This is a genomic window from Roseovarius conchicola (genome assembly GCF_041403425.1).
GTDB lineage: Bacteria > Pseudomonadota > Alphaproteobacteria > Rhodobacterales > Rhodobacteraceae > Roseovarius > Roseovarius conchicola.
This window is the reverse complement of sequence record NZ_JBGEHK010000005.1, coordinates 324,734-346,686: the sequence shown is the minus strand read 5'-3', so window position 1 is coordinate 346,686 and position 21,953 is coordinate 324,734. Positions and strand designations below refer to the sequence as shown.

The window sequence follows — 21,953 nt, the reverse complement described above, 5'->3', positions numbered from 1 at the left end:
TCAGTGTTTCACCGGCTTGTCACAAGGGCCGACGAGCAGAAAAGAAAAAAGGCCAGACGCAATGCGCCCAGCCCCTTTGTCAGCGTCATCAACTGTGGTGTGTTACGCTGCCAACACAACCTGCGTAAAGGGACCTGTCCCAAAGCTGGCCGATATCTGTGCGGCCTCAATCTGGTAAAACCCCGCCAGCCCATCGGCGGCCCTCTCGGCAGCGCCATAGGTCCAGAAGGGCTGGTTTATGATCTCTTCGCGCACCACTGTGCTATTTTGCGAAACCCGCACGAGATAGCTTTCGCTTTCTTCACCCAGCGGGACTTCGGGGCGATCCCAACGATCACCGTCCACCCGGGTTCGCCGGACCCAACTGACCTCGATATCGCCTGTATCTGTCGACCGAGTTCGCAGATGCACAGGCGCGTAGGGGCGCAGGCCAATACCATCAAAGCTTTGCATCACGCTTTGATAGGACGGATCGGAATAGAAACGATCACCCGGGCCGATGCGATAGAAACGCTCCAATCCCAACTCGCTTTCTTTCAGATCGATTTGTTGCGGTGTCCCGTTCAGACGCACCACCAACGAACCAGCGGGCCATTCTCCGGTCTGCGCAGTTTCCGTGCCCGCCTGTCCACGCAAGCGGTGACTGAGCAAATAGGTGCGCGCGCCCACCAGTTCGGCGGTCTGAAACTGAAACAGCTCCCAGCCGTCGGGCGTACCATCCCCGATTGCACATAAGTTGGCACCACCCAGCATGGCCAGCTCTTCGACACTTTCCAGTTGCCCGTTCAACATCCGGACGCGCACAGGCGCTCCCCGATCATAAAGCCCGCTCGGCGCCGGGCTCAATGGTGTCTCTGTCACCCCGATTGGCGTCTGAACCTGCACCAGCGCATTCAGGAAATAGTTGGTGTCATTCGAAGATGAATAAACTGCGGCAGAACCCGGCCAGGGGTCAGCCGTCACTGCCACATGCGGCGCATGAGGCACCTCCTGGCCAGTCATCAACGGCAGATCCAGAAACAAGGGCGTCACCGGCACCGGCACCCCGAAGGCCGTCACATCCGAGCGGATTTCACCGATATCAATCGGCACATAGGTTTCAGGTTCAATGCGCACGGCTTCGACCTTCTGGGACAAGCCCATCTGCTCGGTGCGATCAATCCGGTACAACCCGCGTCCACCTTCTTCGGGCAATGAGATCACGTCGCCTGCCCCGCGTGACATCATCGAGGGTGGCAGAGTCAGTCGCGCGGTATCCCGTGCCACACGCGATTCCGAGAGCCACCGTTCAACGGTTTGTCGCCCTTCAGCACGGGTCATCGAAATCGGCAACTCGGACACCGAGACTGTCTGCATTGTCTCGTCCGGCAATATCGCCTCCTCGGCAATCACCTCGTAATCGCCATTGGATTCTACAAATCGCAATCGGACCCGACCTGCCAGTTCGACAGCGCTGGCCCGCGTTTCCTCGACCACCGCGTTGTTTTCGCCGTCGCGCACCAGCCACTCGGGATCGATTTCCTGATCCAGCAGACCGTCACGCAACCGAAAGGTCAGCATCCCGGCCCGGTCGACCGCATCAAACCCATAACGCAACATCAAGGGTTGCAAGGCCGAACGCCCTTCCGAGACATCTTCGATCCCATAGCCGCGCACATGACCATAAAGTGTGTCGACATCATAATGCGTCACGCCCGAGCGATGGCATATCTCGTCGACAACCGAGGCCAATGACCGCGCCGAGGCGCGACCCGTCAACCAGTGACCCCGGCCATAGTTATCGCCATCGCTCCACAATCCCCGATTGTTGGGAAACCATGGATAGGGCCGCGCGTCCCAGGCCCACACACATGAGCGATTAAACTCAAGCATCGGACCCTCATACTCTTCCGAGACGGGGTTATTCGCCGGATCTGTCCAATACGAGATCATCGCCCGCAGATACTGCCTCTGCATCAACTCGTCCTGCCGCCCGTTTGAGAAATAGGGCAGTTGGGATTCCGATGACTTCGGGTCGAGAAACTTATTGGGCTGATTGGTGCCCTTGTCGATCGCGGCACAGCCGTACTCGGCAAAGCGTATCGGTTTGGATTGCGCCACCCAGGCCGTCGAGTTCGCCTGGCGCACTCCCCCAATGCGTTCGTGGTGAACGTTCAACCACCAGCTGCGCACATCTTTATAGCGCCAAACCCAAGGCTCGTTGTGTTCTTCATCGGTGATCGGCGTGCGAATCTGGGCTTCGCGGGCTTCGGGGGAATGATAGAACCAATCATACCCCTCCCCGCCTATGATGTTGGACTTGAGATAGTCCAGATTATAGATCGAGCCCCAGGCCTCGTCTGCATGCCCTGCTTCATCGCGCCAATCGCTCAGAGGCATGTAGTTGTCGATAGCGATGAAATCGATATTGGAATCTGCCCATAGCGAGTCGAGGTGAAAAAACCGGTCTCCACTGCCGTCTTGCGGCAGATAGCCAAAATACTCGGACCAGTCAGCCGCATAGCTGATCTTGACGCCAGGACCAACGATCTGACGCACTTCACTCGCCAGATCAGTTAACTGTGCAACTGCCGGAAAGCTGTTGTTTTCGCCCCTAATCTGGGTGAGGCCCCGCATTTCGGAGCCGATACAAATGGCCTCGACCCCGCCAGCAGCCGCACACAGTGCTGCTTGGTGCAGGATGAAACGCCGATACCCCCAATCATCTTCAGGGCCAGAGTAGACCACCGGACTGATCCTCTGAGTACCGGTAAAGCCAGCAAGGTCATAAAATCCCACCGATGCGCCGATGTTTTGGCCCGATCCCAGTATCTGAAAGTCACTGGCCACCGCAGTGCCAAAAAACGCAGCGACTTCGGCCTCGGCCGCAGCTGTTCCATCGGGGCTGCCGGGTTGGCCGGGTGCCTTCGATGTTGTGATCCGACCGCGCCATGGCAGCGCTGGCTGATCTTCTGCGTCGCTGTAAGGATCGCCCAGCCCGTTACCCGCCAACTGGTCCATCAGGATAAACGGGTAGTAAAGTACCGATTGTCCAGCCGCGATCAGCGCCTCAATCGCCTCGATCACTGACTGGTCACAAGGTGTGCCACCGTAAACAGGTTGATCGTCGACATTGCGCGGCACACCCAAGGCGGTCTGGCGGTTCAGTCCATTAACCTGCCAAGGCATGTTCGACGAATCAAATTCGCTCTGTTCCACTTTTGGACGCAAGGTGCACTCACCCGCCCGCAAATCATCACCAAACCAACTGACAACCAACGACGTGCTCTCACAGCCGGTCAACTCGCCCGTCATCTGATCCAGAGACGTTGAGAAATCAGATTTTGCCGACGGCGAATTCACGTTGGCGAGCGCCACAGATCCGGGGCCGAAAACCTTAGTCACCAGGCTGGTGGCCAGCGCGTATTCGCCACTACCAGGGAGCATCGCAACGCCACGCACGCCAAAGGCTGGATCCAGTTCTACTCCCTCCTGCCAAGGCTGGGACGGACGACAGACCTCGAAGGTGAATTGCGGAACGCGGTTGCCGAACTGACCCAGTGCCAGTTCCTCGATCACCACATAGGCCGTCCCTCGATAGGCCGGTACGGCACCCGGCCCCTCGACGGCTTCCATCTTTGGATCAGGCTGTTGGTCAGGCGTCCCGCGATAGACGCGCATGACCAGATCATCGCGCGCAATTTCGTCCCCATCTGCCCATACACGTCCCACATGGGTGATCTCGCCTTCGCAAAGGGCAATAGCAACGCTCACGGAATAGTCATATGTCGCAGTCTTGGGCGCACTTGGCGCACCTTTGCCACCGCCGCCCGACACCGTGACATTCTCGGTGAATTCAGTGGCCCAGATCACCTGGCCCGAGGTGCGCATCTTGCCAAACACCTGGGCCATCCCGTCGCCCTCGCCCGCACCGGTCAGGCGCAGCCGCTCAACCCGGCCCTGCTCGACAATATCCGAGCCCTGCCCCATCAGGCGCTGGTCAATGGTCTTGCCGATGACTGCGCCGGCAAACCGCCCCGCAGCCGCCATGGAAAGCCCCATGACCGTGCCCCCGACCGAACCACCAATCGCGGCCCCTGCCGCTGAAAGAAGTACCGTTGCCATAGTCTAGCTCTCCTCGGGAAATTGGAATCTTGCTGCGATGCGCCTGCGCCACGGCTGGCTCAGCGGGCTTTCCAGCACCGCGTGACCTGAATAGGCGTGCACAAAACTGGCCTCTGCACCGATCTTGGCGGCAATGCCCAGATGCTTGGCCACCATGCCATCTCGCATACGGAACAACAGCACATCACCCGGGGCCTCGTCGTTCAGCGGCTTGACCTGCAGATGCGTGGCGGCGGCCCGCCAAAGACGTTCGTCGTGAGCGGCCTCCGACCAATCCATGCTGTAAGCTGGAACCGCCTCGGGTTCGTCACCCAGCACCTCGCGCCAGACCCCGCGCAACAATCCTAAGCAATCGGTGCCTGCGCCCTTGCAACTGGCCTGATGCAGATAGGGCGTGCCAATCCAGCCGCGCGCCGCCGCGACTACCTTGTCTGCGAACTCAGTCATGATCGGCGGCTCCCCCCGGACAAGCTCCCGGCGCGGGTGGGATCGCGAACGGACCAGTCATCACCAGGAAGGTCAGGAAACCCTTGATAGTTCAGAAGGTTATCGAACTTGTCCTTGCAGGTCGCAAAGCGCTTGTCACATCCCGCCTCGATCCGCAGCAGATCGCCAGGTTGCACATCCGCACGCAGCGGATGCCATAGCTCGATCACGCGTCTCCCATCCTCCAGCCGGTCGCGCTTGATCACACCGCTCAAGCCTCCGGCTGCGCCGTCTTGAACGATCAATCGGCCGTGCCGGAACCACTCCGCATCAAATGATCCAAGGGCGTCGAACTGAAACACGCGTCGTTCCTCAATTGAAACTGCTGGAAGCGTTTCGGAATACCCCTCTAGGTCCAGATCGAACCGGCACTGTCCATCGCCCAGAACAGCCGCGCAGGGCTTCTGATACGCACGCCCCAAAGGCAGGTTCAGCGGTTGTGTCAGCCCACGCAATTCGGCCTCAAACCCTTCGTCAAAGCGCCGCATCTCGCCGATTGTGCCGCGAAACAGCAGCTGACGTTGGCGCACATCGGCCCAATTCACCAACCAGGCGCGGATCTTTGCACCGTCATAACGGCCCGCCTCGATATCTTCTTCGCTGATCGCGCTGTCGCGCAAAGCGCCCAACGCCTCGGTGTTGTCTACCGACAGGCCCGTGGTTTGTTGCAACGCCATCGCGCTCAAACCGGTGTCGGCGCGATACGTGATCTCATCAAAGGCCAGCGGCCCATCGTGATCGGTAAACCCCATCACCGTGCCATCGGCCCGCGTGATATCCCAGCACCGGCATAAGGTGGTCAGGCTGCCTTTCAGATGCGCAAGCAATTCAGGATTGAGATCGCTCATACCCGTATCTCCACCACCGGCACACTGGGCACATCGCCCGCCTGAAAGCTGGCCAGGCTTGTCTGAATGCGGTCCGTGTCAAATCGCACAGGCACATCAAATTCAAACCCGGCCATGATCTCATCGCCCTCGTTGGGCGGATGCGCAAAGGTGACGATTCCGCTGGTCTCATCAACCTCGTAATGAATGCCTTCCTGCTGCTCTTCGCCCGCAAGCCCCATCACCACAGTGCCCTTCACGGGCTTGGTGATCGGGCGCAAATAGCTCTGCTGCCCAGACCAATATGTCTTCTTCAACTGAAAAGACGGCGTGACGTCATCACCAATAGCAATCACCTGATCGGTAAAGACCGGATCCAGCTTGGCGCTGCTTGATTTGAAGTCGGTCCAGTCTTTCCAGCGAAAGCCATAGACCTGCCCCTGCCGCGCCTCGAAAAACCCAATAAGCTTTTCGATATCATCCAGTGAGCGCATTGCCACGCCCGCATCATAGCGCCGGCGCGAATGCGCCCAGGGCGTATTGCGCTCTTCAAATCCGTTCGCCAGCGTCACAACATCCGTATACCGCTGGGGGCCCCCGACCGAGCCAAAGCTCAGGCTGGCAGGAAAACGCACCTCGTGAAATCCCATGTCATGCTCTCCTCTGAATTATCGGTTGCGTTGACCACGGCCAAGCGCACGGCCCATCTGGGCGGCAATCTGGCCCTGGCTGCGCCGGAAACTTTCGGCATCGGGGGTGTTGATGTTCATCACCACATTCGTGGTTCCACCGCCCGCGCCGCGCACCCCCAGCTTGCCATCGGCCCCGCGTGCCAAGGGCATGATCGCCTCCGGCCCCGCCTCGCCCATCAGGCCCGTACCGCCCCGCATGGGGAAGGTTGTGGGCGAACTGACAACACCGCCATTGGCGAAGGGCTGCACTCGTCCCTGCGAAAAGCTGGCGCCCTTGGCAAAGGGCAACAGGCCGCCCACAAGGTTGCCGATCCCATTCGCCAAGGCCCCGCCAAAGTGATCCGCCACCGGATTCACCGCCGCGTTGAACGCCGTGTTGATCAACGTGTTGGCCAATGTATCCATCGCCTGGGACAGGCTGTCGCCATCCTGCACCGCTCCCTTGATGGCCTTGCGCAACCCACCACTTAGCCCACGGTCCAGCGTCGCGACGTCATATCCCGTGGTGCCAAAGCTTTCGCGCACCTTGGCCAGTTCGGCATTGAACGCCGCGGCCATATTGGTGGCAGTATCAAATGTGTCATCCAACGCGTCGATCTGTGCTTCCAGATCGCTTGCTCGGTCAAACTCAGTCATTCTCGGTCCCTCTTTTTGCATCGGGATAGGCCATCAGCAATTCTTCCAGCCGATCCCGGGCCAGGGGCGCTGCCCCGCTTTCCCGGCCCAGCATCAGGCGCAATTCGGCTGGCGTCAGCGCCCAGAACTCCGCCGGGCGCAGCCCCAGCCCCTTCAGGCCGGCCCGCATCAGGCCGGTCCAGTCCAGGGGCTGGCTCATGTCTCACCGGGCAAGGCAAATGCGCGCGCCAACAAGGCTCCTGCCGCGCTTGCCGCCCCCGCCAATCCGCCCTCGATCTCGGCGCTCAACAGATCAGATGTCACCCCCTGCCAGCCGCCACCGCGCAAGCCGGCAACGATCAGGGCCAAAAGATCACTGGTGGCAAAGCGGCCTGTCTCAAAACGCTCGACCAATTCCATCAACGTGCCGGTCTTCAACTCGGACTCCAGCTCGGCCAACGCACCCAGCGTCAGCTTCAACACATGGGACGTCCCGTCGATCACCAGCCGCACCTCGCCTGCCCAGGGGTTCGCCATCAGATCAAAGCGCCGTGAAAACCAGCTGCCCGGCAGACGCCAGCGCCAGCTCGTAAGTCGCCTCACCGTCATGGGTGCCGCCATACTCGATCGCAGTTACCTGGAACGGGCCTTCAACGATGCCGAAATCCGGGATCACCACCTGGAAGTCCGGGGTCACGCCATTGAAAAAGATGTCGCGCACACGCTCGTCGCTGGCCTCGTCACGGAACACGCCCGAGCCACTGACAGCAGCGGTTTTCACACCCGCCCCGGCCAGCAATTCGCGCCATCCGCCCTGACTTTCCAGGCTGGTCACATCCACACTTTCGGCGTTAAAGCTGACCCGCGTCGCACGCAGCCCCGCCACGGTTTCGAAATTGCCATCACTGGTCAGGTCGATCTTGACCAGCAGGTCTTTGCCATTTTGCACTGCCATCGTTTATCTCCAAAATCAGTTGGTTAGAGGGTGTCATCTACGCGAGCGCGGAAGGTCAGGTCGATCCGGCGCATTCCGCCAGTGCCTTCCCGGCGCGCCTGCGCCTTGTAGAATTTCAGGGTCACCAAAGTGCCGCGTGTCAGCGTCAGATCGGCATCCACCAACGTATCGCTGATCGCGGCCGCCACGTTCTTTGCAGTCTGGAAACCTGCGACCTCGGTGATCACGGACACGTTCAGTCTATGCTCGGCTCCACCCCCGGTCTTGTCAGAACGATCCCGCGCCTCTTCTGCACCAAGCGTGACGTAAGTGGCCGGTAACGTACCCGCAGGCACCGCATCATAAATCGCCGATCCGACCAACGCCGACAGCGCGGCATCATTGGCCAGGGCCTGATACACAGCCGTTTGCAGGGCCGCTGCAACACCATAGCTCATGTCGCCACCTCCTCTTCAGCCTGACAGATCAGATACCGGGCATCGGCATCGCTTTCCTGCACAGCCAGAATGCGAAACACACGGGTGCCATCACGAAACCGGTGCTCGGCCCGGGGGCGCGATGGCGCGTCATAGGGCATGGCGCGCACGATGATCTTCATCCGCGACCGCGAGATTTGCACAGCCTCGCCCAGGGTCTTGGCCCCAGAACCGGCAGTGATCTGCGCCCACAACGTGCCGCGCGCGATCCATGCCTCGCTAAAGCCCCCGGCCCCGTCCGGCACCCGGTCGGGCACCTCCAGAACCAGCTTGCGGTTTAACCTCGGCGCCCCCATCAGCCCCGCCCCCCAGTGCCGCCAAACAGGCGTACGGTGCGATAGCGTTCGATCAGGCTGCTGACGCCAAAGGGCATGCTGCCATCGCCATGGGCCGTCTCGTGGCGATACTCATAGTAATGCGCCGCCAGCAGCAGAACCGCCTGACCCAGATCGGCAGGCAATTCACCCCATCTGGCCGACATCCCCGCCTCAAACTGCACTTCTGCAGTTCCACCAGGCGGCACCATCGGCAGCATCGAACCGGCCGGGCGCAACACAGGGCGCTGCATGTCTTTTTCAAGCAGGTAGTGATCCGAGGCCACCACCTCTTCCTCATCCGCACGGTTGCGCAGCGTTAGGCTGGTGATCTCATTCACCGGAGCCACCGGAAGCGCCTGACCGGTCGGGTCACGCCAGATCGTCAACGTCCATGAAAAACTACGCGCAATCAGGATCTTGCCGGTCCGCGCTTCGATTGCAGCCATTGCGGCCCGCAGGAAGCTTTCCAGAACCGGGTCCTGGATATCATCATCCGCAAACCCAGTCCCCAGCCGCAAATGCGTCTTGAATTCCGCCAGGGGAAGCGCGGCCTGGGGCACCGCCGTTTCTTCGATTAACATCATGGATGCCTCTCCATAAATCCCGGACCCTCTGTTTGGTAAGACGCGCACAGCCCGGCGTTGCTCGGACGGAGGGGAGCAGCAGGACAACGCAAATTGGTCTGGCCGCGCGCGTCTTTCTGGGGCTGGGACATCATGCGCCCCGGCCCCCTTCGCCTGTCTGTTAGGAGACGGCGAATTTCAGCAGCTTGATCGCGGCAAAGTCGCTCACGTCGCCGCCCACGCGCTTGGTGGCGTAGAACAGAACATGCGGCTTGGCCGAGAACGGATCCCGCAGAACGCGCAGATCAGGACGCTCGGCGACGGTGTAACCCGCGGCAAAGTCACCAAAGGCCACCGACATCGAGTCGCTCGCGATATCCGGCATGTCCTCGGCAATCAGCACCGGGTAGCCCAGCAGACGCGCAGGCTCACCCGCGGCCAGACCATCCGACCACAGGAAGCGGCCGTCACCGTCTTTCATCTTGCGCACGGCACCTGCCGTCTTCGAGTTCATCACGAAGCTTGCATTGGCGCGGTACTGCGCACCCAGCGCATAAACCAGATCAATGATCGCATCTGCATCGGCGAAATCGCCATCCGCACCGGTCGGCACATAGCCCAGGCTGTCCCAGGCCCATGCATCGTTACCGACGCTCGGATGCGTCAGGAAACCCATAGGCTTGTCGATGCCGTCACCAGACACAAACGCAGCCGCTTCGGCACGGGCAAACTTGTCGGCAATACGACCCGCCAGCCAGTTTTCGATATCAAACGCGCTGTCATCCAACAGACGCTGGCTGGCTTTCGGCAGGGCCGAAAGCTCGTGCAGCGGGATAGTAATCCGGTCAATTGTGGGGGTTCCGGTTTCAGCCGTCGGGTCGGTCTCGGTGGCCCAACCATGGCCCAGCTCGGAATGGTCGATCAGCACATCAAAGCTGGCCGCTTCAACGTTGACAACATTGGCAATTGCACGGATCGACGCGGTCGAGGACAGGGTCGATTTGATCATCGCCGCCGTTTCGGGGTCCACCAGGTAGCCACCATCGCCTGCCACGGCCGTGCTCAGCGCCTTTTCTTCCAGTTGCAGACCGCGCAGGGCATCATCATCCCCCGAGCGCAGATAGGCGTTGAACGCTTTCTGGTGGGGGGCTTCTGCCTCGGCGCTACGGGCCAGCACAGGGCGGGCCACTTGGGCGTTGGATTTACGTTCAAACATGGTCAGTTTCTCTTCTTGCTGTTGAAGTTTCTGTTGGATGTCGGCCTGAAAGCCTTTGAAGTCATTCATGAAACCCGCCACGGCAGACTTCACCTCGGCCACCGGAGACACATCTCCACCGGCCCGAGAATTCACCTCGGTCTTGCTCATCTTTCGGTCCTTAGATTTGGGGTGGTCGTTGAGGCGCTACATCTGCGCCAGCTCCTGTCGCGCGGTCTCGAAAACCCGCGCCACATCACGCAGGGCATCGGCATCCAGGGTCTCCCCCTTGGCCCCCACCCGCGCACTGGGCAGCATCGGGAAGGTCACAAGCGACACCTCCCACAGCTCCAGTTCGGTCAAGAGCCGTTGGCCCTTGTCATTCTTCGCCGCTTTCACGGTGCGATAACCGATCGACAGCCCGTCAATGGCCCCTGCCTCGATCAGGGCGGCCGCTTCACGGGCGCGGGCCACGCTGTCCAGCAGACGGCCCTTCACATAAAGGCCCTGTTCATCTTCGCGCACCTCGTCCCAGACACCAATCGGCTGGGCCGGGTCGTGCTGCCAGAGCATCTTGATCTGGCGGTTCTCGGCCTCCAGTCGGCTCAGCGACCGGGCATAGGCCCCGCTGGACACGATATCACCGCCCTGATCGCTGTCCCCGAACCGGCTGGCATAGCCCTCGATAACCATGCCATCGACCGTGTTCATCTCGGTATCGAACTTGCAGAACTTGCGCTCCAATCCGGTCTCGTGATCCATCATCTCTCTCCTTACACCCGCGACGGGGTCTTCATTCTCAGGCAGTTGCGCATCACACGCTCAGCAACCCGCCTTGCATCATCACCGACATAAATCCGCCCAGGATCGCCGCGATGATCAGCCAGACCAGCCGCGAAATATGCCCGTCGATTTTCTCCAGACGCCGGTCGATATGATTGAACCTTGCATCCATGAACTTACGTTTCTCTTCACTCACCGCGCGCTCGGTCTCCATTGCCGCAACGGATAACTCAAGCGAGGTCAGCCGTTTTTCCACATGCCGGAACATCGCCTGGGTCGTCTCGAACGTGGCATAGACCGTTACCGTGCTGTCCACGTCCCGTTCATCCCTCATGCCGCGCCCCCGTCGGTCTCCACCTCACGCGGTGGCAAACCCAACAACTGACGTTTCTCGGCTTCGCTTAGGAAATCGGCCGTGGCCACGCGGCTCCATTGCGCATCGCGCTCGCTGGCCAATGCTGGCACCTGATCCAGATCCGGTTTCAGTTCCAGCATTTCACCGCTGTGCCCAGCCAACCAATTGCCCAGAGACGCCGCAACCCGCTGCGCCAAAGGCAATACGGTCTGGCGGAAGAAGGCACGATTGGCCTCCTGATAGTTTGAATAGGTCGCATCACCAGGAACCCCCAGCAACATCGGCGGCACCCCAAAGGCCAAGGCAATCTCACGCGCGGCACTTTCCTTGGTTTTCTGAAATTCCATGTCCGAGGGGCTGAACCCCATCGGCTTCCAATCCAAACCGCCTTCCAACAACATCGGGCGGCCTGCGTTGCGTGCCCCCTGATGGTGGCTTTCCATCTCGCCCACCAGCCGGTCATATTGATCCGCCGACAAGGTGCCCTGCCCTTCCGAGCCTTTGAACACGATCGCCCCGCTGGGCCGTGCCGCATTATCCAGCAGCGCCTTAGACCAGCGCGAGGCCGAGTTGTGCACATCCACCGCCTGCGCCGCCGCCTGCATCGCGCTCAGACCATAATGATCGTCCTGCGGATGGAAGCTTTTGATATGACAGATCGCCGGATGGCCCTGGCTGACATCAAAACGATGCTTGCGTCCGCCCACAGCATATTCATAGCCAATCGGCCAGCCATCATGGCCAGGGATCACACTCATCCGGTCACTGCGCAGAACATGCAACTCAACCGGCGTATCCGCCTCGGCACCTACCGCCTCGATATAGGCGTCCCCGCTCAGCAGCAGCTGACCGTAAAGCGCCTCCAGCAGTTCGGCACGCCCCTGTGCCGGGTTGGGCCGCTTCATCAGGTCCAGAACCGGATGCGTGGCAAAGCGCGTCTCTTCGCCCTGCAACACCAGCGGCAGCGCCGCGGCCGCCTCGGCAATCATCTTCACACAGCGAAACCCAACCGGGTTCCCGGCAAAGCCGGTCCGCGCCAGCGAGGCCGTGTCCCGCGGGCTCCACGCCACCCGGCCCGAGCCATGCCATGCCATCACCGCACCGGTGGCGCTGGCCTTTTTCTCAGGGGGGCTGGCGGGGGTATCGCCTTGCCGGAAGAAATCCAAAATCATCGGCTCATGCTCCTTGATCATGCCTCGCGTCGCGGGGTCCGAGGCACCGTGGCGTCCGACCCGTTGATGGGCATCAGACGCTTAAAGCTTTAAGAAATCTAAACAGCACCGTGCGGTGTGGGATTCTATGGAGGAAACCTTTGATTTCTTAGCCAAGCTCTGGTTTCTTCGCGGCATGCAAGACTCACAATCTGCCAAGTTCAGCAGTGATCTCATCTGGTGCCTGCGCGCGCTAGCTCAAAATGCCGCTGTTCAGAAAGAGCTCTATCCTCCATTCGTCTTGGTAGCCGACGAACTGATTCTGGATTTCCATGATCAATTTTTGACGTGCACGCAGGCATTCCTTGATCAACATCCCCAAATCACTGCTCTCGACGCACTGATTGACTCGAAGGGGGGAATACCGGAATTCTGGACTGACGAAGCCCTAGAAAGATCGCAGTTCTGGTCAGAAATCAGAGAACTTGCACGCAGTATACTTGTTAAGCACGACCTTTCTACATTTGCGCCGCATCCCAGCACCGGCACCTATGTAGCCGCCAAGACACCAGACGATTCTGGGCTTTAGTAAGACCATGTGCTCGCCCTTTAGATTGCAAAATTCCAAGGGGCGAACACGAAAGCAACACGGTCTCTTTTTCAAACGGCCCGCACCTGCGGTTGTCGCCAGCGCGCCGCCGGTTCGACCATCAACTCGTGCAAGGCCCAGACCAGAGCATCCACACGGTCCGGGCTGCCGCGTCCTTCGAACCCTTGAGCGGTCATCGCGCACATCTGATCCTCCAGATCGCCTAGACCGCGCACATGATGCACCCGGCCTTGCTCGTACAAAGCCGCCACTGGCTCGGCACGCGCAGCCTTGCCCTTGCTGGCATGCACCGACTTAACTGGCACCAGCGGGTCAACCTGCCGGATCACCGTCGCCACCAGATCACCGCCCTGATTGACCTCGGCCACCAGCTTCTCGGCCCCGTATTGCTCCATCGCCCGGATGGCCGCCTTGGCCCAAGTGGTGGGGGATGCCGCGCTGACCGTTGCATCGGCCAACACGTAGGCGCGCCAATCCTGCACCGGACCTTTTGTTACAGCCCCCGCCACGACAATCCCGCATTCATCGGATGTGCCCTTGCCCGTCACCGGCGGGTCAATCGCCACGACGATACGATCCAGTTCGGGGGCCTCTGTCAGGCGGCCCTCTTCCAACATACCCGCTGTCCACAGCGCGCCATCTGTCTCATCCAGCAGGATCCCGTCCAGCTCTTGCCGCCCCAACCGGGTCCCGGCATAGCGCGCGCGAACCTCATCAAGGAAACTGTCGGCCAGGAAGGCCCGGTTCGCTTCGGTCGGGGCTGAGGTCACAACAGTCGTATCTTGCTCCAATAGCTCTTTCAACACACCCACATTGCGCGGCGTAGTCGTGACACAAACCTGCGGATGATCGCCCAGCCGCAACGCAAACTGCAGCATGTCCCAAGTCGCACGCGCCTTTTTCCATTTCGCCAGCTCGTCGACCCAGGCCCCGTCAAATTGCGGCCCACGCAGCCCTTCCGGATCATGCGCCGAAAAGACCTGTGCCGTCGCCCCATTGGGCCAGATCAGACATTTCCGCGTGGCCTGCCATTCCGGTCGGCGATCCGGTGGCGAACAGGCAAGAATGCCGCTTTCGCCAAACACCATCACCTCGCGCACCTGATCAACCGTCTCGCCAATCAGAGCCAGACGCTTGCACTTGCCCGGGTCGGTGGGACGCGGGCCTTCAACCTGGCTGCGCACCCATTCCGATCCGGCCCGCGTTTTGCCTGCACCGCGCCCGCCCATCACGGCCCATGTGCGCCAATCACCCTCGGGGGGCAATTGGTGATCCATCGCCCAGACCTCAAACAGATAGGGCAAGGCCATCAGTTCACCGGGCTCCAGCGAGTCGAGAAATTCAGCCTGCGTCTCGGGCCCTTCTGAGACGATCCAGGCGGTACTCGATCGCAGTGCGCGCTTCGTCGAAGTCGAGGGCATAGTCGTGGACAATGCCTTTTCGCTGTTTGTTGCGTTTTTCAAGGGTAGCCTCCGCTTCAATGGCAATCTTCAACCATTGCCGGATTTCGGCAGTGGCCTTGGTCGCATTCTTCAATTCATCCAAATCCCCTGCCCTGATCTTCAAGTAGAGCGCCTCAAGGTCCTCCTTCATGTCGGCAAGTTGCCGTTCGAGCGAGGTGATCGAGGTGCTCAGGCCTGTCGGCCCATCATCCGGGGTGATAAGTGTCATGCGTCGTTATCTGCCTCGTTTTGTTATTGGTTCCCGTTGGTGACCACTGGACACGAAAAAACGGCCACCGGGATTGCCCGGGGCCGTTGCATGCTATTCGTCCAGCATGACACAACTTATAGACGAGTCCGCGCGGTTCGTCAATTGGAACCCTTCCGCTAACCGTCCGTTTTATTTACACTTTGTTAGGCATTGCACTTACCACATGAGCTGATCTTCTGTCGGCATAAAGGTCCACGGATCACTTGACCTTGGCAGCTGCGACCACTGCGCCATGGTCTTTCTTCTGGATCAGGATAACACCGGGCAGATCGCCGGGCATAGCTGCCTCAACTGATAGCGGCGCGCGACCATTCCACGTTCTCAGAGGCGCAATCTCACTTACCACATTGGCATAGCTCAGCGTGCGGCCCGCATTCTCGCCGCGCTTGATCTCAACCGTCTGTTTCGGACTATACCGCACCAGTTGCACCACGAATGGGCCCTTCACGGTTTCATCGGCACTGGCCGTCACCGTCACCCGGTTACCCGAGCGTTTGGCCACAACGGCCACAGGCAAGGGCGTGCGACTATGACGCTCAATCAGATCTTCTACATCTTTGGGGCGATTGCCCACCACGTGATCACTGCCGTTGATAATCATCTGCGGCGTATAAACCATCGAGCGCCCCGCCCCGCTGGCATAGCTGCGTTGGCGTTGCGACCAGGCCGGGCTGCCAAAGCTGTCTTTCCAGCCGATGTAGTCCCAATAATCCACATGCAGTGCCAGGGCGATGACATCATCCCGTTCCACCAGTTTGTGCAGATAGGCATCTGCGGGCGGACAGGAGGAGCAGCCTTGCGAGGTATAAAGCTCGACCACCACGGGGCGGTCTTGCGCCATGGCAGGCGTGATGAAAAGCGTGGCAGCTACGACAAGAGAGAAAAGGAAGCGTGTCACCGGGAGGGTCCGATCTTTGATTAGTGTTGGGCGACCTTAAAGCAAAAACCTCTGTAACCACCAATCAAGGTTTCGCGAGAGACGGTGAACACCTCCAATCGCGCTCTGTCACAAATCGCCTGGCCGCGTCGCATCAGCCAATACGCGGTGCGTCACGATCAATTCCACCTCCGTCCAACGCCTACTTTACATAATTGTGTGCAATGGTATACATACATACCGATCACCCCTTGATCGGGTGTTTTAAATCGGCGAGAACGCCTTAAATACAAGTCAGCCCCATCTCGTAAGGACAGCCAGACATGCCCATCTCCGTCGGACACGATACCGCAAAAACCCGCAAAACCCTGACAGTTGGCGACCAAAGCGTTGCGTATTACTCGATCAAGGCCGCCGAAGAGGCCGGTCTGGGCGATTTTTCCAAGCTTCCCGCCGCGTTGAAAGTCGTGCTGGAAAACATGCTGCGCTTTGAAGATGGCAAGACGGTCAGCGTGGACGACATCAAAGCTTTCGCCGAATGGGGCGCGAAAGGCGGCAAAAACCCGCGCGAGATTGCATATCGCCCTGCCCGAGTGCTGATGCAGGATTTCACCGGCGTGCCTGCCGTGGTCGATCTGGCCGCCATGCGCGACGGCATCGTGGCCCTCGGCGGTGATGCCCAACAGATCAACCCGCTGAACCCTGTCGACCTCGTCATCGACCACTCCGTGATGATCGACGAGTTCGGCAATCCCCGCGCCTTCCAGATGAATGTGGACCGGGAATATGAACGCAATATGGAACGCTACCAGTTCCTCAAATGGGGCCAAGGTGCCTTCAACAATTTCCGCGTTGTGCCCCCCGGCACTGGTATCTGCCATCAGGTGAACCTTGAATATCTTGCGCAAACCGTCTGGACCGATGCCGATCAGAATGGAGAACAGGTCGCCTATCCCGACACGCTCGTTGGCACCGACAGCCACACCACCATGGTCAACGGCACGGCTGTTCTGGGCTGGGGTGTCGGCGGGATCGAGGCCGAAGCTGCCATGCTGGGCCAGCCGATCTCGATGCTGATTCCCGAAGTGGTGGGTTTCGAGCTGACCGGCCAGATGGTCGAAGGCACCACCGGCACCGATCTGGTTCTGAAAGTGGTCGAAATGCTCCGCGAACGCGGCGTTGTTGGCAAATTCGTCGAGTTCTACGGCGCGGGTCTTGATGTGCTGCCGCTGGCCGACCGTGCAACCATCGCCAACATGGCCCCTGAATACGGCGCCACCTGTGGCTTCTTCCCCATCGATGGCGAAACCCTGCGTTATCTGCGCAATACGGGCCGGGATGAGGCGCGCGTGCAGCTGGTCGAAGCCTATGCCAAGGAAAACGGCTTCTGGCGCGATGCGGACTACGCACCCATCTACACAGACACCCTGCATCTGGATATGGGCACCATAGTACCTGCAATCTCGGGCCCCAAACGCCCGCAGGATTACGTGGCCCTCACTGATGCAAAGGCTGCTTTCACAAAGGAAATGGCCGAGACCTTCAAACGCCCGATGGACAAGGAAATGCCTGTCGCTGGCGAAGACTACACGCTCAGCTCGGGCGATGTTGTGATTGCGTCGATCACCTCCTGCACCAACACCTCAAACCCCTACGTGATGATCGGCGCAGGCCTTGTGGCGCGCAAAGCCGCCGCTTTGGGCCTTGATCGCAAGCCTTGGGTCAAAACCTCACTGGCCCCCGGTTCGCAGGTCGTCTCGCATTACCTCGAGGCTGCTGGCCTGCAGGAAGACCTCGACAAAATAGGCTTCAACCTCGTCGGCTATGGCTGCACCACCTGTATCGGCAACTCCGGCCCGATCCAGAAAGAGCTGTCCGAGGCGATTGCAGAGGGCGATCTGGTCGCCACCTCGGTCCTGTCCGGCAACCGTAACTTTGAAGGCCGGATTTCACCAGACGTACGCGCCAACTACCTCGCCTCGCCCCCTCTCGTCGTGGCTTATGCGCTGGCCGGCACCATGGACATTGATCTGGCCAATGACCCAATCGCCCAAACGCCCAACGGCAAGGATGTCTACCTGAAAGACATTTGGCCCAGCCAGGCCGAGATTGCCGAACTAGTCGAGAAAACCGTCACCCGCGAAGCCTTCATCGAAAAATACGCCGATGTCTTTAAAGGCGACGAGAAATGGCAGGAGGTGGAAACCTCCACTGGCGAAACCTATGACTGGCCGCCGCAATCCACTTATGTGCAAAACCCGCCCTACTTCCAGGGCATGGACAAAGAACCTGGCACCATAACCAATATCGAAGGCGCTAAAGTGCTGGCCCTGCTGGGCGACATGGTCACAACCGACCATATCTCACCCGCCGGGTCGTTCAAAGACACCACGCCCGCCGGTCAGTACCTGATCGAACGTCAGGTGCCCGTGCGCGAATTCAACTCCTACGGGTCGCGTCGCGGCAATCACGAGGTGATGATGCGCGGCACCTTCGCCAATATCCGCATCAAGAACGAGATGCTGGATGGGGTTGAAGGCGGCTACACCAAGGGTCCGGACGGGGAGCAGACGTCGATCTTCGACGCCGCCATGGCGCATCAGGCCAACGGTACCCCGCTGGTGGTGTTTGGTGGCGAACAATACGGCGCGGGTTCGTCCCGTGACTGGGCTGCCAAAGGTACGGCGCTGTTGGGCGTCAAAGCCGTGATCGCAGAGAATTTCGAGCGTATCCACCGCTCAAACCTCGTCGGCATGGGCGTGATCCCGTTCGAGTTCACGGGTGGTGACACCCGCAAGACACTGGGCCTGACCGGTGACGAAACCGTGTCGATCTCTGGCCTTGATACCATCCAACCGCTGCAAGAGGTGCCCTGCACCATCACCATGGCAGATGGCTCTGTCAAAGAGATCACGCTGAAATGCCGAATCGATACCGCGATCGAGATCGAATACATCGAACATGGCGGTGTGCTGCACTACGTGCTGCGCAATTTGGCTCAAGCGGCCTAACAAACGACAAGGGCTGCCTTTGGGCGGCCCTTATCCTTGGTGGAGTGGACTATACCTAAACCAAGGTCTTAAATTATGAAGTTACTTTATTGCCTACCTTTATTGCTTTTGCCGATTGCAACACTTGCAATCGAAGTTCATCCTTGTTTTGAGTTAAGTCCCAACGATCAACCGGAAATATCGGTACCAGCCTGCACAAATGCTATTCTTTCGGACACTTTCGAGGGTGCTAAACTTGGTGAGGCTTATTCAAACCGCGGTGTTGCCAATCGCGAATTAGGCAACCTTGAAGAAAGCGCCTCTGATTTAGAAACGTCAATAAAGATCGATTCATCTACCAATACATTGCGTATGCTGGCCTGGACTTATCGCGAAATGTCTCGCTACGCTGAAGCTGAGACAATTTATACCAACACACTGGACGCAGACGATCATTGGCAAGGATGGCTTTCACGTTGTGTCGTCCGCCAAGATCTTGAGAAGTACCAACTGGCGCTAAAGGATTGCAAAGAAGCACTCATTCGCGATCCCGACAACCCTGATGCTGCGTTTTTAACAGCAAGAGCATTCAACTTTCTGGGGCAAGGAAATCTGGCGCTTCCTTTAGCCAATAAGGCAACGGAACTGGAACCCGAGCGTTCTTACTATTGGTCGGAATTGGCGTGGGCGGCTCACTTGTCCGGTAACACGGCCGATGCGATCACTTTGGCAGAAGATGCATTAGAGAGATTCCCCGGAGAAGCTGATCTTACCGATTTTCTGAACGCGGTTCGATGACGCCAACCGGACACTCTCTACGTTAGTCGGGTCGAGTTTGCGGGTTAACGAGAAACGATACCGCCTGTCATCACTAAACAAATCGTGCCGGATCGACATCCAGCTTCAGACACAATCATCGAACATAGCGGCGTGCTGCCAGCACAATCGGGTGCAACCGGCTTGGATCAAAGTTCGGCGGTCAAACGTTGGTCTAGCCACCAGCATAACTCATTGACATTCGCACTTGCCTTCCGATTTCACCTTGGAACGGTATGAGGTTTGTCCGGTGTCATTGGTCCTATCTTCGCTCTCCAGCAACTCGGCGGTTGTTTCCGTGTAGGAACACGTCTTTCCTGTTCCACAGCCATCGCCATGACAGGCCTGTCCCGCTGCACTGCGTGCCGCAACGAAGGCCGCTTTGTCCGCCGCTGCCTCGGTCGCACTCCAAGCCCCCCATTTAGTGGCTTTGGCTGATCCTGGGCGGCACTCTGCCTTGGTCAAAGGGGCTTTGGTGTCACGGGGTGTTTGGTCTGAAGGACTCATCAATCTAACTCCTGCATTTGAATGTGACGTGAAAAACCATGACAAAAACGCACTGAACAAAAAAAACTGATCGGTATTGCGTGTACCAGAAGAGAAAGAAGAACTGCCCCCGCGTCTGGACATGAATCTGGACATGAACAAGCCTATCACGTTCTTACCGGCCAAGACAGAAAACCTGGCTCAGCAAGTTGCCGCCCATCACGCAGCCGTGACGTAATCAACCCAGTCTTCCCCCTTTTTTATCCTTCCATACGCCACCAGTTTGGAGCGACAGAAAGATATAAAAAGGCAGGCAAACCATGCGGATGATACTTATAGCCTTACAGGCAGGCGCCTTGACACTTTTTGCCGTTATCGGTGCACATAGTGAAAGCGACGCAGGGCACAACTGCCCCCTGCCCTCGGCGCAGGCAGATGCCTCGTGCCAAGCGCCCACAGACCCTAAAAAAACAGTCGGGCGTTAGTTGCTGGCGGCCGCTTCTTCGATGGCCGGACGAATCTTGCTGTCCAGAATGCTGTTGGTGATCGGACCGGCAAAACGCAGGATGATCTTGCCGTTGGTGTCCAGAACATAGGTCTCCGGCACTCCGTAAAGCCCCCAGTTCAGCGCCATTCGTCCGGCGGCATCCGCGCCAACGCCGGTATAGGGATTGCCCAGCTCCTCAAGAAAGCCGAGGGCATTGCCCGGGTCATCCTTGTAATTGACGCCGTAGATCGTGACGCCTTCATCGGCCAACAATTGCAAATTAGGGTGCTCAACCCGGCAGGGCGCACACCAGCTGGCCCAGAAATTCACCAGCTTCACCCCGCCTTGACGAATATCCTTGTCTTCAAAGATGGTTTCCTGCCCCAAGGTGGTAAGCTCGACCGCAGGCGCGGGCCGCCCTTCCAGGGCCGAGGGCAGCTCATCGGGATTTTCACGCATCATGCCAAAGTAGAACAACGCCGCCAGCCCGAGGAAAATCAGCGGTGGGGCCATCATTAAAGGTGAGAGTTTAGCCATTGAATTTCACTTTCTGTTCAATGGCATCCAGCTGCTTCTTCACCTTACCTGCGCGCAGGATACTCATCGCCACCAGAGCCACGATCAAGGCAAGCGACACCGCATAAGACGACAGAACCGCATCGGCGTATTTTCCAAGATCAGGCATCATCCCATCCTCTCCCGCGCCAGCAGCGCACGCATGCGCCGCGCGCGAATTTCCGTCCGCGTGCGCAACAGAACCAAGGCAACAAACAGCAGAACGAACCCGGCAATGCAGACCAGCAGCGGCAGGTAAAACACATCCGCGATGTTCTCCTCCTTATCCAGGCTCAGCGTCGCCCCCTGATGCAGCCCCTGGTTCCAGAAATTCACAGCATAGCGGCTGAGCAACGCGAAAACCGACCCGACAAGGCAGAGAATGCTGGTCAGATCGGCGGCAGTGTCGTCATTTTCAATCGCTTCCCACAGGGCGATGTAGCCCAGATAGAACAGGAACAGGATCAAAAAGCTGGTCAGGCGCGGGTCCCAGGCCCACCATGTGCCCCACATCGGCTGTCCCCAAAGGGCGCCCGTGGCCAGCGCAATCAACGTCATCACCATGCCAATCGGGGCCGCCGCCCGGGCCGCCAGCGCACTCACATGATGACGCCTCACGATCCACACCAGTGACGTGACCAGCATCATCAGCCAGGCATTGATCGCCATCAGGGCACTTGGCACATGTAGATAGATGATCTTGACGGTTGAGCCTTGCTTGTAATCATCCGGCGTAAAGAAAAAACCCCAGATCAACCCCACCACCAGGCAGGCCAATGACAGTATTGCCACCACAGGCAGCACCTTGTCGGTGGTCTGGATGAACTTCTTGGGGTTCGCATATTCCCAGATCGAATTCACTGGCGGCCCTTTCCCGCTGGCTTAGATATTTCAGGTTTA

The 21,953-nt window shown here is 59.0% G+C and carries 24 protein-coding genes; 3 read left to right on the top strand and 21 right to left on the bottom strand.

The genetic code is table 11. From position 1 onward, the window contains the following. Positions 1-102 precede the first annotated feature (102 nt). The 15 genes from V6N02_RS16150 to V6N02_RS16080 form a co-directional block, all read right to left on the bottom strand. Positions 103-4,104 (bottom strand): baseplate multidomain protein megatron, encoded by a 4,002-nt coding sequence (locus tag V6N02_RS16150; protein ID WP_371227070.1) that lies wholly within the window; start codon positions 4,102-4,104, stop codon positions 103-105. A 3-nt stretch (positions 4,105-4,107) separates the two neighbouring features. Further along, entirely contained in the window at positions 4,108-4,551 is a 444-nt protein-coding gene (locus tag V6N02_RS16145; RefSeq protein ID WP_371227068.1) for a C40 family peptidase, read from the bottom strand. Further along, positions 4,548-5,438 carry a DUF2163 domain-containing protein gene (locus V6N02_RS16140; RefSeq protein WP_371227066.1) on the bottom strand — a complete coding sequence of 297 codons (891 nt, stop codon included), beginning with the start codon at positions 5,436-5,438 and terminating at the stop codon, positions 4,548-4,550. Before V6N02_RS16140 ends, V6N02_RS16145 begins: the two co-directional genes overlap by 4 nt. Next, complete coding sequence (locus V6N02_RS16135) at positions 5,435-6,067, bottom strand: phage distal tail protein, Rcc01695 family (protein ID WP_371227063.1); 633 nt, start codon at positions 6,065-6,067, stop codon at positions 5,435-5,437. Before V6N02_RS16135 ends, V6N02_RS16140 begins: the two co-directional genes overlap by 4 nt. Positions 6,068-6,085: 18 nt before the next feature. After that, the gene (locus V6N02_RS16130; protein ID WP_371227061.1) at positions 6,086-6,745 is read right to left on the bottom strand and encodes a phage tail tape measure protein; all 660 of its coding nucleotides are present in this window, start codon (positions 6,743-6,745) and stop codon (positions 6,086-6,088) included. After that, the gene (locus tag V6N02_RS16125) at positions 6,738-6,944 is read right to left on the bottom strand and encodes a rcc01693 family protein (protein ID WP_371227059.1); all 207 of its coding nucleotides are present in this window, start codon (positions 6,942-6,944) and stop codon (positions 6,738-6,740) included. Before V6N02_RS16125 ends, V6N02_RS16130 begins: the two co-directional genes overlap by 8 nt. Next, on the bottom strand, positions 6,941-7,261 hold the full coding sequence (locus V6N02_RS16120; protein WP_371227057.1) for a gene transfer agent family protein: 321 nt from the start codon (positions 7,259-7,261) through the stop codon (positions 6,941-6,943). Before V6N02_RS16120 ends, V6N02_RS16125 begins: the two co-directional genes overlap by 4 nt. A gap of 4 nt (positions 7,262-7,265) precedes the next feature. Then, positions 7,266-7,679, bottom strand: a complete 414-nt coding sequence (locus V6N02_RS16115) for a phage major tail protein, TP901-1 family (RefSeq protein ID WP_371227055.1) — start codon at positions 7,677-7,679, stop codon at positions 7,266-7,268. A 23-nt stretch (positions 7,680-7,702) separates the two neighbouring features. Next, the gene (locus V6N02_RS16110) at positions 7,703-8,116 is read right to left on the bottom strand and encodes a DUF3168 domain-containing protein (RefSeq protein WP_371227053.1); all 414 of its coding nucleotides are present in this window, start codon (positions 8,114-8,116) and stop codon (positions 7,703-7,705) included. After that, complete coding sequence (locus tag V6N02_RS16105) at positions 8,113-8,451, bottom strand: head-tail adaptor protein (RefSeq protein ID WP_371227051.1); 339 nt, start codon at positions 8,449-8,451, stop codon at positions 8,113-8,115. The genes V6N02_RS16110 and V6N02_RS16105 overlap by 4 nt, the downstream gene beginning before the upstream one ends. Continuing rightward, on the bottom strand, positions 8,451-9,056 hold the full coding sequence (locus V6N02_RS16100) for a head-tail connector protein (protein WP_371227049.1): 606 nt from the start codon (positions 9,054-9,056) through the stop codon (positions 8,451-8,453). Before V6N02_RS16100 ends, V6N02_RS16105 begins: the two co-directional genes overlap by 1 nt. A gap of 160 nt (positions 9,057-9,216) precedes the next feature. After that, positions 9,217-10,401: a phage major capsid protein gene (locus V6N02_RS16095; RefSeq protein ID WP_371227047.1), complete on the bottom strand. Its 1,185-nt coding sequence runs from the start codon at positions 10,399-10,401 to the stop codon at positions 9,217-9,219. 36 nt (positions 10,402-10,437) lie between these two features. Further along, positions 10,438-10,992, bottom strand: a complete 555-nt coding sequence (locus V6N02_RS16090) for an HK97 family phage prohead protease (RefSeq protein ID WP_371227045.1) — start codon at positions 10,990-10,992, stop codon at positions 10,438-10,440. 52 nt (positions 10,993-11,044) lie between these two features. Then, on the bottom strand, positions 11,045-11,347 hold the full coding sequence (locus tag V6N02_RS16085; protein ID WP_371227043.1) for a hypothetical protein: 303 nt from the start codon (positions 11,345-11,347) through the stop codon (positions 11,045-11,047). After that, positions 11,344-12,540, bottom strand: coding sequence for a phage portal protein (locus V6N02_RS16080; protein ID WP_371227041.1), 1,197 nt, complete (start codon positions 12,538-12,540; stop codon positions 11,344-11,346). Before V6N02_RS16080 ends, V6N02_RS16085 begins: the two co-directional genes overlap by 4 nt. A 127-nt stretch (positions 12,541-12,667) precedes the next feature. On the opposite strand from V6N02_RS16080, the gene V6N02_RS16075 reads away from it, so the two are divergent. Then, positions 12,668-13,108 (top strand): hypothetical protein, encoded by a 441-nt coding sequence (locus V6N02_RS16075; protein ID WP_371227039.1) that lies wholly within the window; start codon positions 12,668-12,670, stop codon positions 13,106-13,108. Between the two features lie 71 nt (positions 13,109-13,179). Here V6N02_RS16075 and V6N02_RS16070 read toward each other — a convergent pair whose 3' ends face one another. The 3 genes from V6N02_RS16070 to V6N02_RS16060 form a co-directional block, all read right to left on the bottom strand. Beyond that, a complete protein-coding gene (locus V6N02_RS16070) occupies positions 13,180-14,550 on the bottom strand; it encodes a DNA-packaging protein (protein WP_478013486.1) in 1,371 nt (456 codons plus the stop codon). Beyond that, positions 14,471-14,800, bottom strand: a complete 330-nt coding sequence (locus V6N02_RS16065; RefSeq protein WP_371227035.1) for a hypothetical protein — start codon at positions 14,798-14,800, stop codon at positions 14,471-14,473. The genes V6N02_RS16070 and V6N02_RS16065 overlap by 80 nt, the downstream gene beginning before the upstream one ends. A gap of 241 nt (positions 14,801-15,041) precedes the next feature. Continuing rightward, the gene (locus V6N02_RS16060; RefSeq protein WP_371227033.1) at positions 15,042-15,740 is read right to left on the bottom strand and encodes a DUF1223 domain-containing protein; all 699 of its coding nucleotides are present in this window, start codon (positions 15,738-15,740) and stop codon (positions 15,042-15,044) included. A 302-nt stretch (positions 15,741-16,042) separates the two neighbouring features. On the opposite strand from V6N02_RS16060, the gene acnA reads away from it, so the two are divergent. Together acnA and V6N02_RS16050 are read left to right on the top strand one after the other, a co-directional pair. Next, positions 16,043-18,730: an aconitate hydratase AcnA gene (acnA, locus tag V6N02_RS16055; RefSeq protein ID WP_371227030.1), complete on the top strand. Its 2,688-nt coding sequence runs from the start codon at positions 16,043-16,045 to the stop codon at positions 18,728-18,730. Between the two features lie 75 nt (positions 18,731-18,805). Continuing rightward, the gene (locus V6N02_RS16050) at positions 18,806-19,507 is read left to right on the top strand and encodes a tetratricopeptide repeat protein (RefSeq protein WP_371227028.1); all 702 of its coding nucleotides are present in this window, start codon (positions 18,806-18,808) and stop codon (positions 19,505-19,507) included. A 985-nt stretch (positions 19,508-20,492) separates the two neighbouring features. Here the strand turns inward: V6N02_RS16050 and V6N02_RS16045 are convergent. From V6N02_RS16045 to V6N02_RS16035, 3 genes are read right to left on the bottom strand one after another with little or no spacing between them, the layout of a single operon-like run. After that, positions 20,493-21,035: a DsbE family thiol:disulfide interchange protein gene (locus tag V6N02_RS16045; RefSeq protein ID WP_371227026.1), complete on the bottom strand. Its 543-nt coding sequence runs from the start codon at positions 21,033-21,035 to the stop codon at positions 20,493-20,495. Further along, positions 21,028-21,183, bottom strand: a complete 156-nt coding sequence (gene ccmD, locus V6N02_RS16040) for a heme exporter protein CcmD (RefSeq protein ID WP_371227024.1) — start codon at positions 21,181-21,183, stop codon at positions 21,028-21,030. Before ccmD ends, V6N02_RS16045 begins: the two co-directional genes overlap by 8 nt. After that, on the bottom strand, positions 21,183-21,914 hold the full coding sequence (locus tag V6N02_RS16035; protein ID WP_371227022.1) for a heme ABC transporter permease: 732 nt from the start codon (positions 21,912-21,914) through the stop codon (positions 21,183-21,185). The genes ccmD and V6N02_RS16035 overlap by 1 nt, the downstream gene beginning before the upstream one ends. Between the last annotated feature and the right edge of the window lie 39 nt (positions 21,915-21,953).

What these genes read in the sequence shown, in the direction of transcription:
- V6N02_RS16080 (WP_371227041.1), bottom strand. Translation starts at nt 12,540, where the DNA reads ATGATTTTGGATTTCTTCCGGCAAGGCGATACCCCCGCCAGCCCCCCT.
- V6N02_RS16070 (WP_478013486.1), bottom strand. Translation starts at nt 14,550, where the DNA reads ATGCCCTCGACTTCGACGAAGCGCGCACTGCGATCGAGTACCGCCTGG.
- V6N02_RS16045 (WP_371227026.1), bottom strand. Translation starts at nt 21,035, where the DNA reads ATGGCTAAACTCTCACCTTTAATGATGGCCCCACCGCTGATTTTCCTC.
- V6N02_RS16065 (WP_371227035.1), bottom strand. Translation starts at nt 14,800, where the DNA reads ATGACACTTATCACCCCGGATGATGGGCCGACAGGCCTGAGCACCTCG.
- V6N02_RS16050 (WP_371227028.1), top strand. Translation starts at nt 18,806, where the DNA reads ATGAAGTTACTTTATTGCCTACCTTTATTGCTTTTGCCGATTGCAACA.
- V6N02_RS16125 (WP_371227059.1), bottom strand. Translation starts at nt 6,944, where the DNA reads ATGAGCCAGCCCCTGGACTGGACCGGCCTGATGCGGGCCGGCCTGAAG.
- acnA (WP_371227030.1), top strand. Translation starts at nt 16,043, where the DNA reads ATGCCCATCTCCGTCGGACACGATACCGCAAAAACCCGCAAAACCCTG.
- V6N02_RS16100 (WP_371227049.1), bottom strand. Translation starts at nt 9,056, where the DNA reads ATGATGTTAATCGAAGAAACGGCGGTGCCCCAGGCCGCGCTTCCCCTG.
- V6N02_RS16150 (WP_371227070.1), bottom strand. Translation starts at nt 4,104, where the DNA reads ATGGCAACGGTACTTCTTTCAGCGGCAGGGGCCGCGATTGGTGGTTCG.
- ccmD (WP_371227024.1), bottom strand. Translation starts at nt 21,183, where the DNA reads ATGCCTGATCTTGGAAAATACGCCGATGCGGTTCTGTCGTCTTATGCG.
- V6N02_RS16130 (WP_371227061.1), bottom strand. Translation starts at nt 6,745, where the DNA reads ATGACTGAGTTTGACCGAGCAAGCGATCTGGAAGCACAGATCGACGCG.
- V6N02_RS16095 (WP_371227047.1), bottom strand. Translation starts at nt 10,401, where the DNA reads ATGAGCAAGACCGAGGTGAATTCTCGGGCCGGTGGAGATGTGTCTCCG.
- V6N02_RS16140 (WP_371227066.1), bottom strand. Translation starts at nt 5,438, where the DNA reads ATGAGCGATCTCAATCCTGAATTGCTTGCGCATCTGAAAGGCAGCCTG.
- V6N02_RS16110 (WP_371227053.1), bottom strand. Translation starts at nt 8,116, where the DNA reads ATGAGCTATGGTGTTGCAGCGGCCCTGCAAACGGCTGTGTATCAGGCC.
- V6N02_RS16090 (WP_371227045.1), bottom strand. Translation starts at nt 10,992, where the DNA reads ATGGATCACGAGACCGGATTGGAGCGCAAGTTCTGCAAGTTCGATACC.
- V6N02_RS16145 (WP_371227068.1), bottom strand. Translation starts at nt 4,551, where the DNA reads ATGACTGAGTTCGCAGACAAGGTAGTCGCGGCGGCGCGCGGCTGGATT.
- V6N02_RS16115 (WP_371227055.1), bottom strand. Translation starts at nt 7,679, where the DNA reads ATGGCAGTGCAAAATGGCAAAGACCTGCTGGTCAAGATCGACCTGACC.
- V6N02_RS16075 (WP_371227039.1), top strand. Translation starts at nt 12,668, where the DNA reads ATGGAGGAAACCTTTGATTTCTTAGCCAAGCTCTGGTTTCTTCGCGGC.
- V6N02_RS16135 (WP_371227063.1), bottom strand. Translation starts at nt 6,067, where the DNA reads ATGGGATTTCACGAGGTGCGTTTTCCTGCCAGCCTGAGCTTTGGCTCG.
- V6N02_RS16105 (WP_371227051.1), bottom strand. Translation starts at nt 8,451, where the DNA reads ATGGGGGCGCCGAGGTTAAACCGCAAGCTGGTTCTGGAGGTGCCCGAC.
- V6N02_RS16085 (WP_371227043.1), bottom strand. Translation starts at nt 11,347, where the DNA reads ATGAGGGATGAACGGGACGTGGACAGCACGGTAACGGTCTATGCCACG.
- V6N02_RS16120 (WP_371227057.1), bottom strand. Translation starts at nt 7,261, where the DNA reads ATGGCGAACCCCTGGGCAGGCGAGGTGCGGCTGGTGATCGACGGGACG.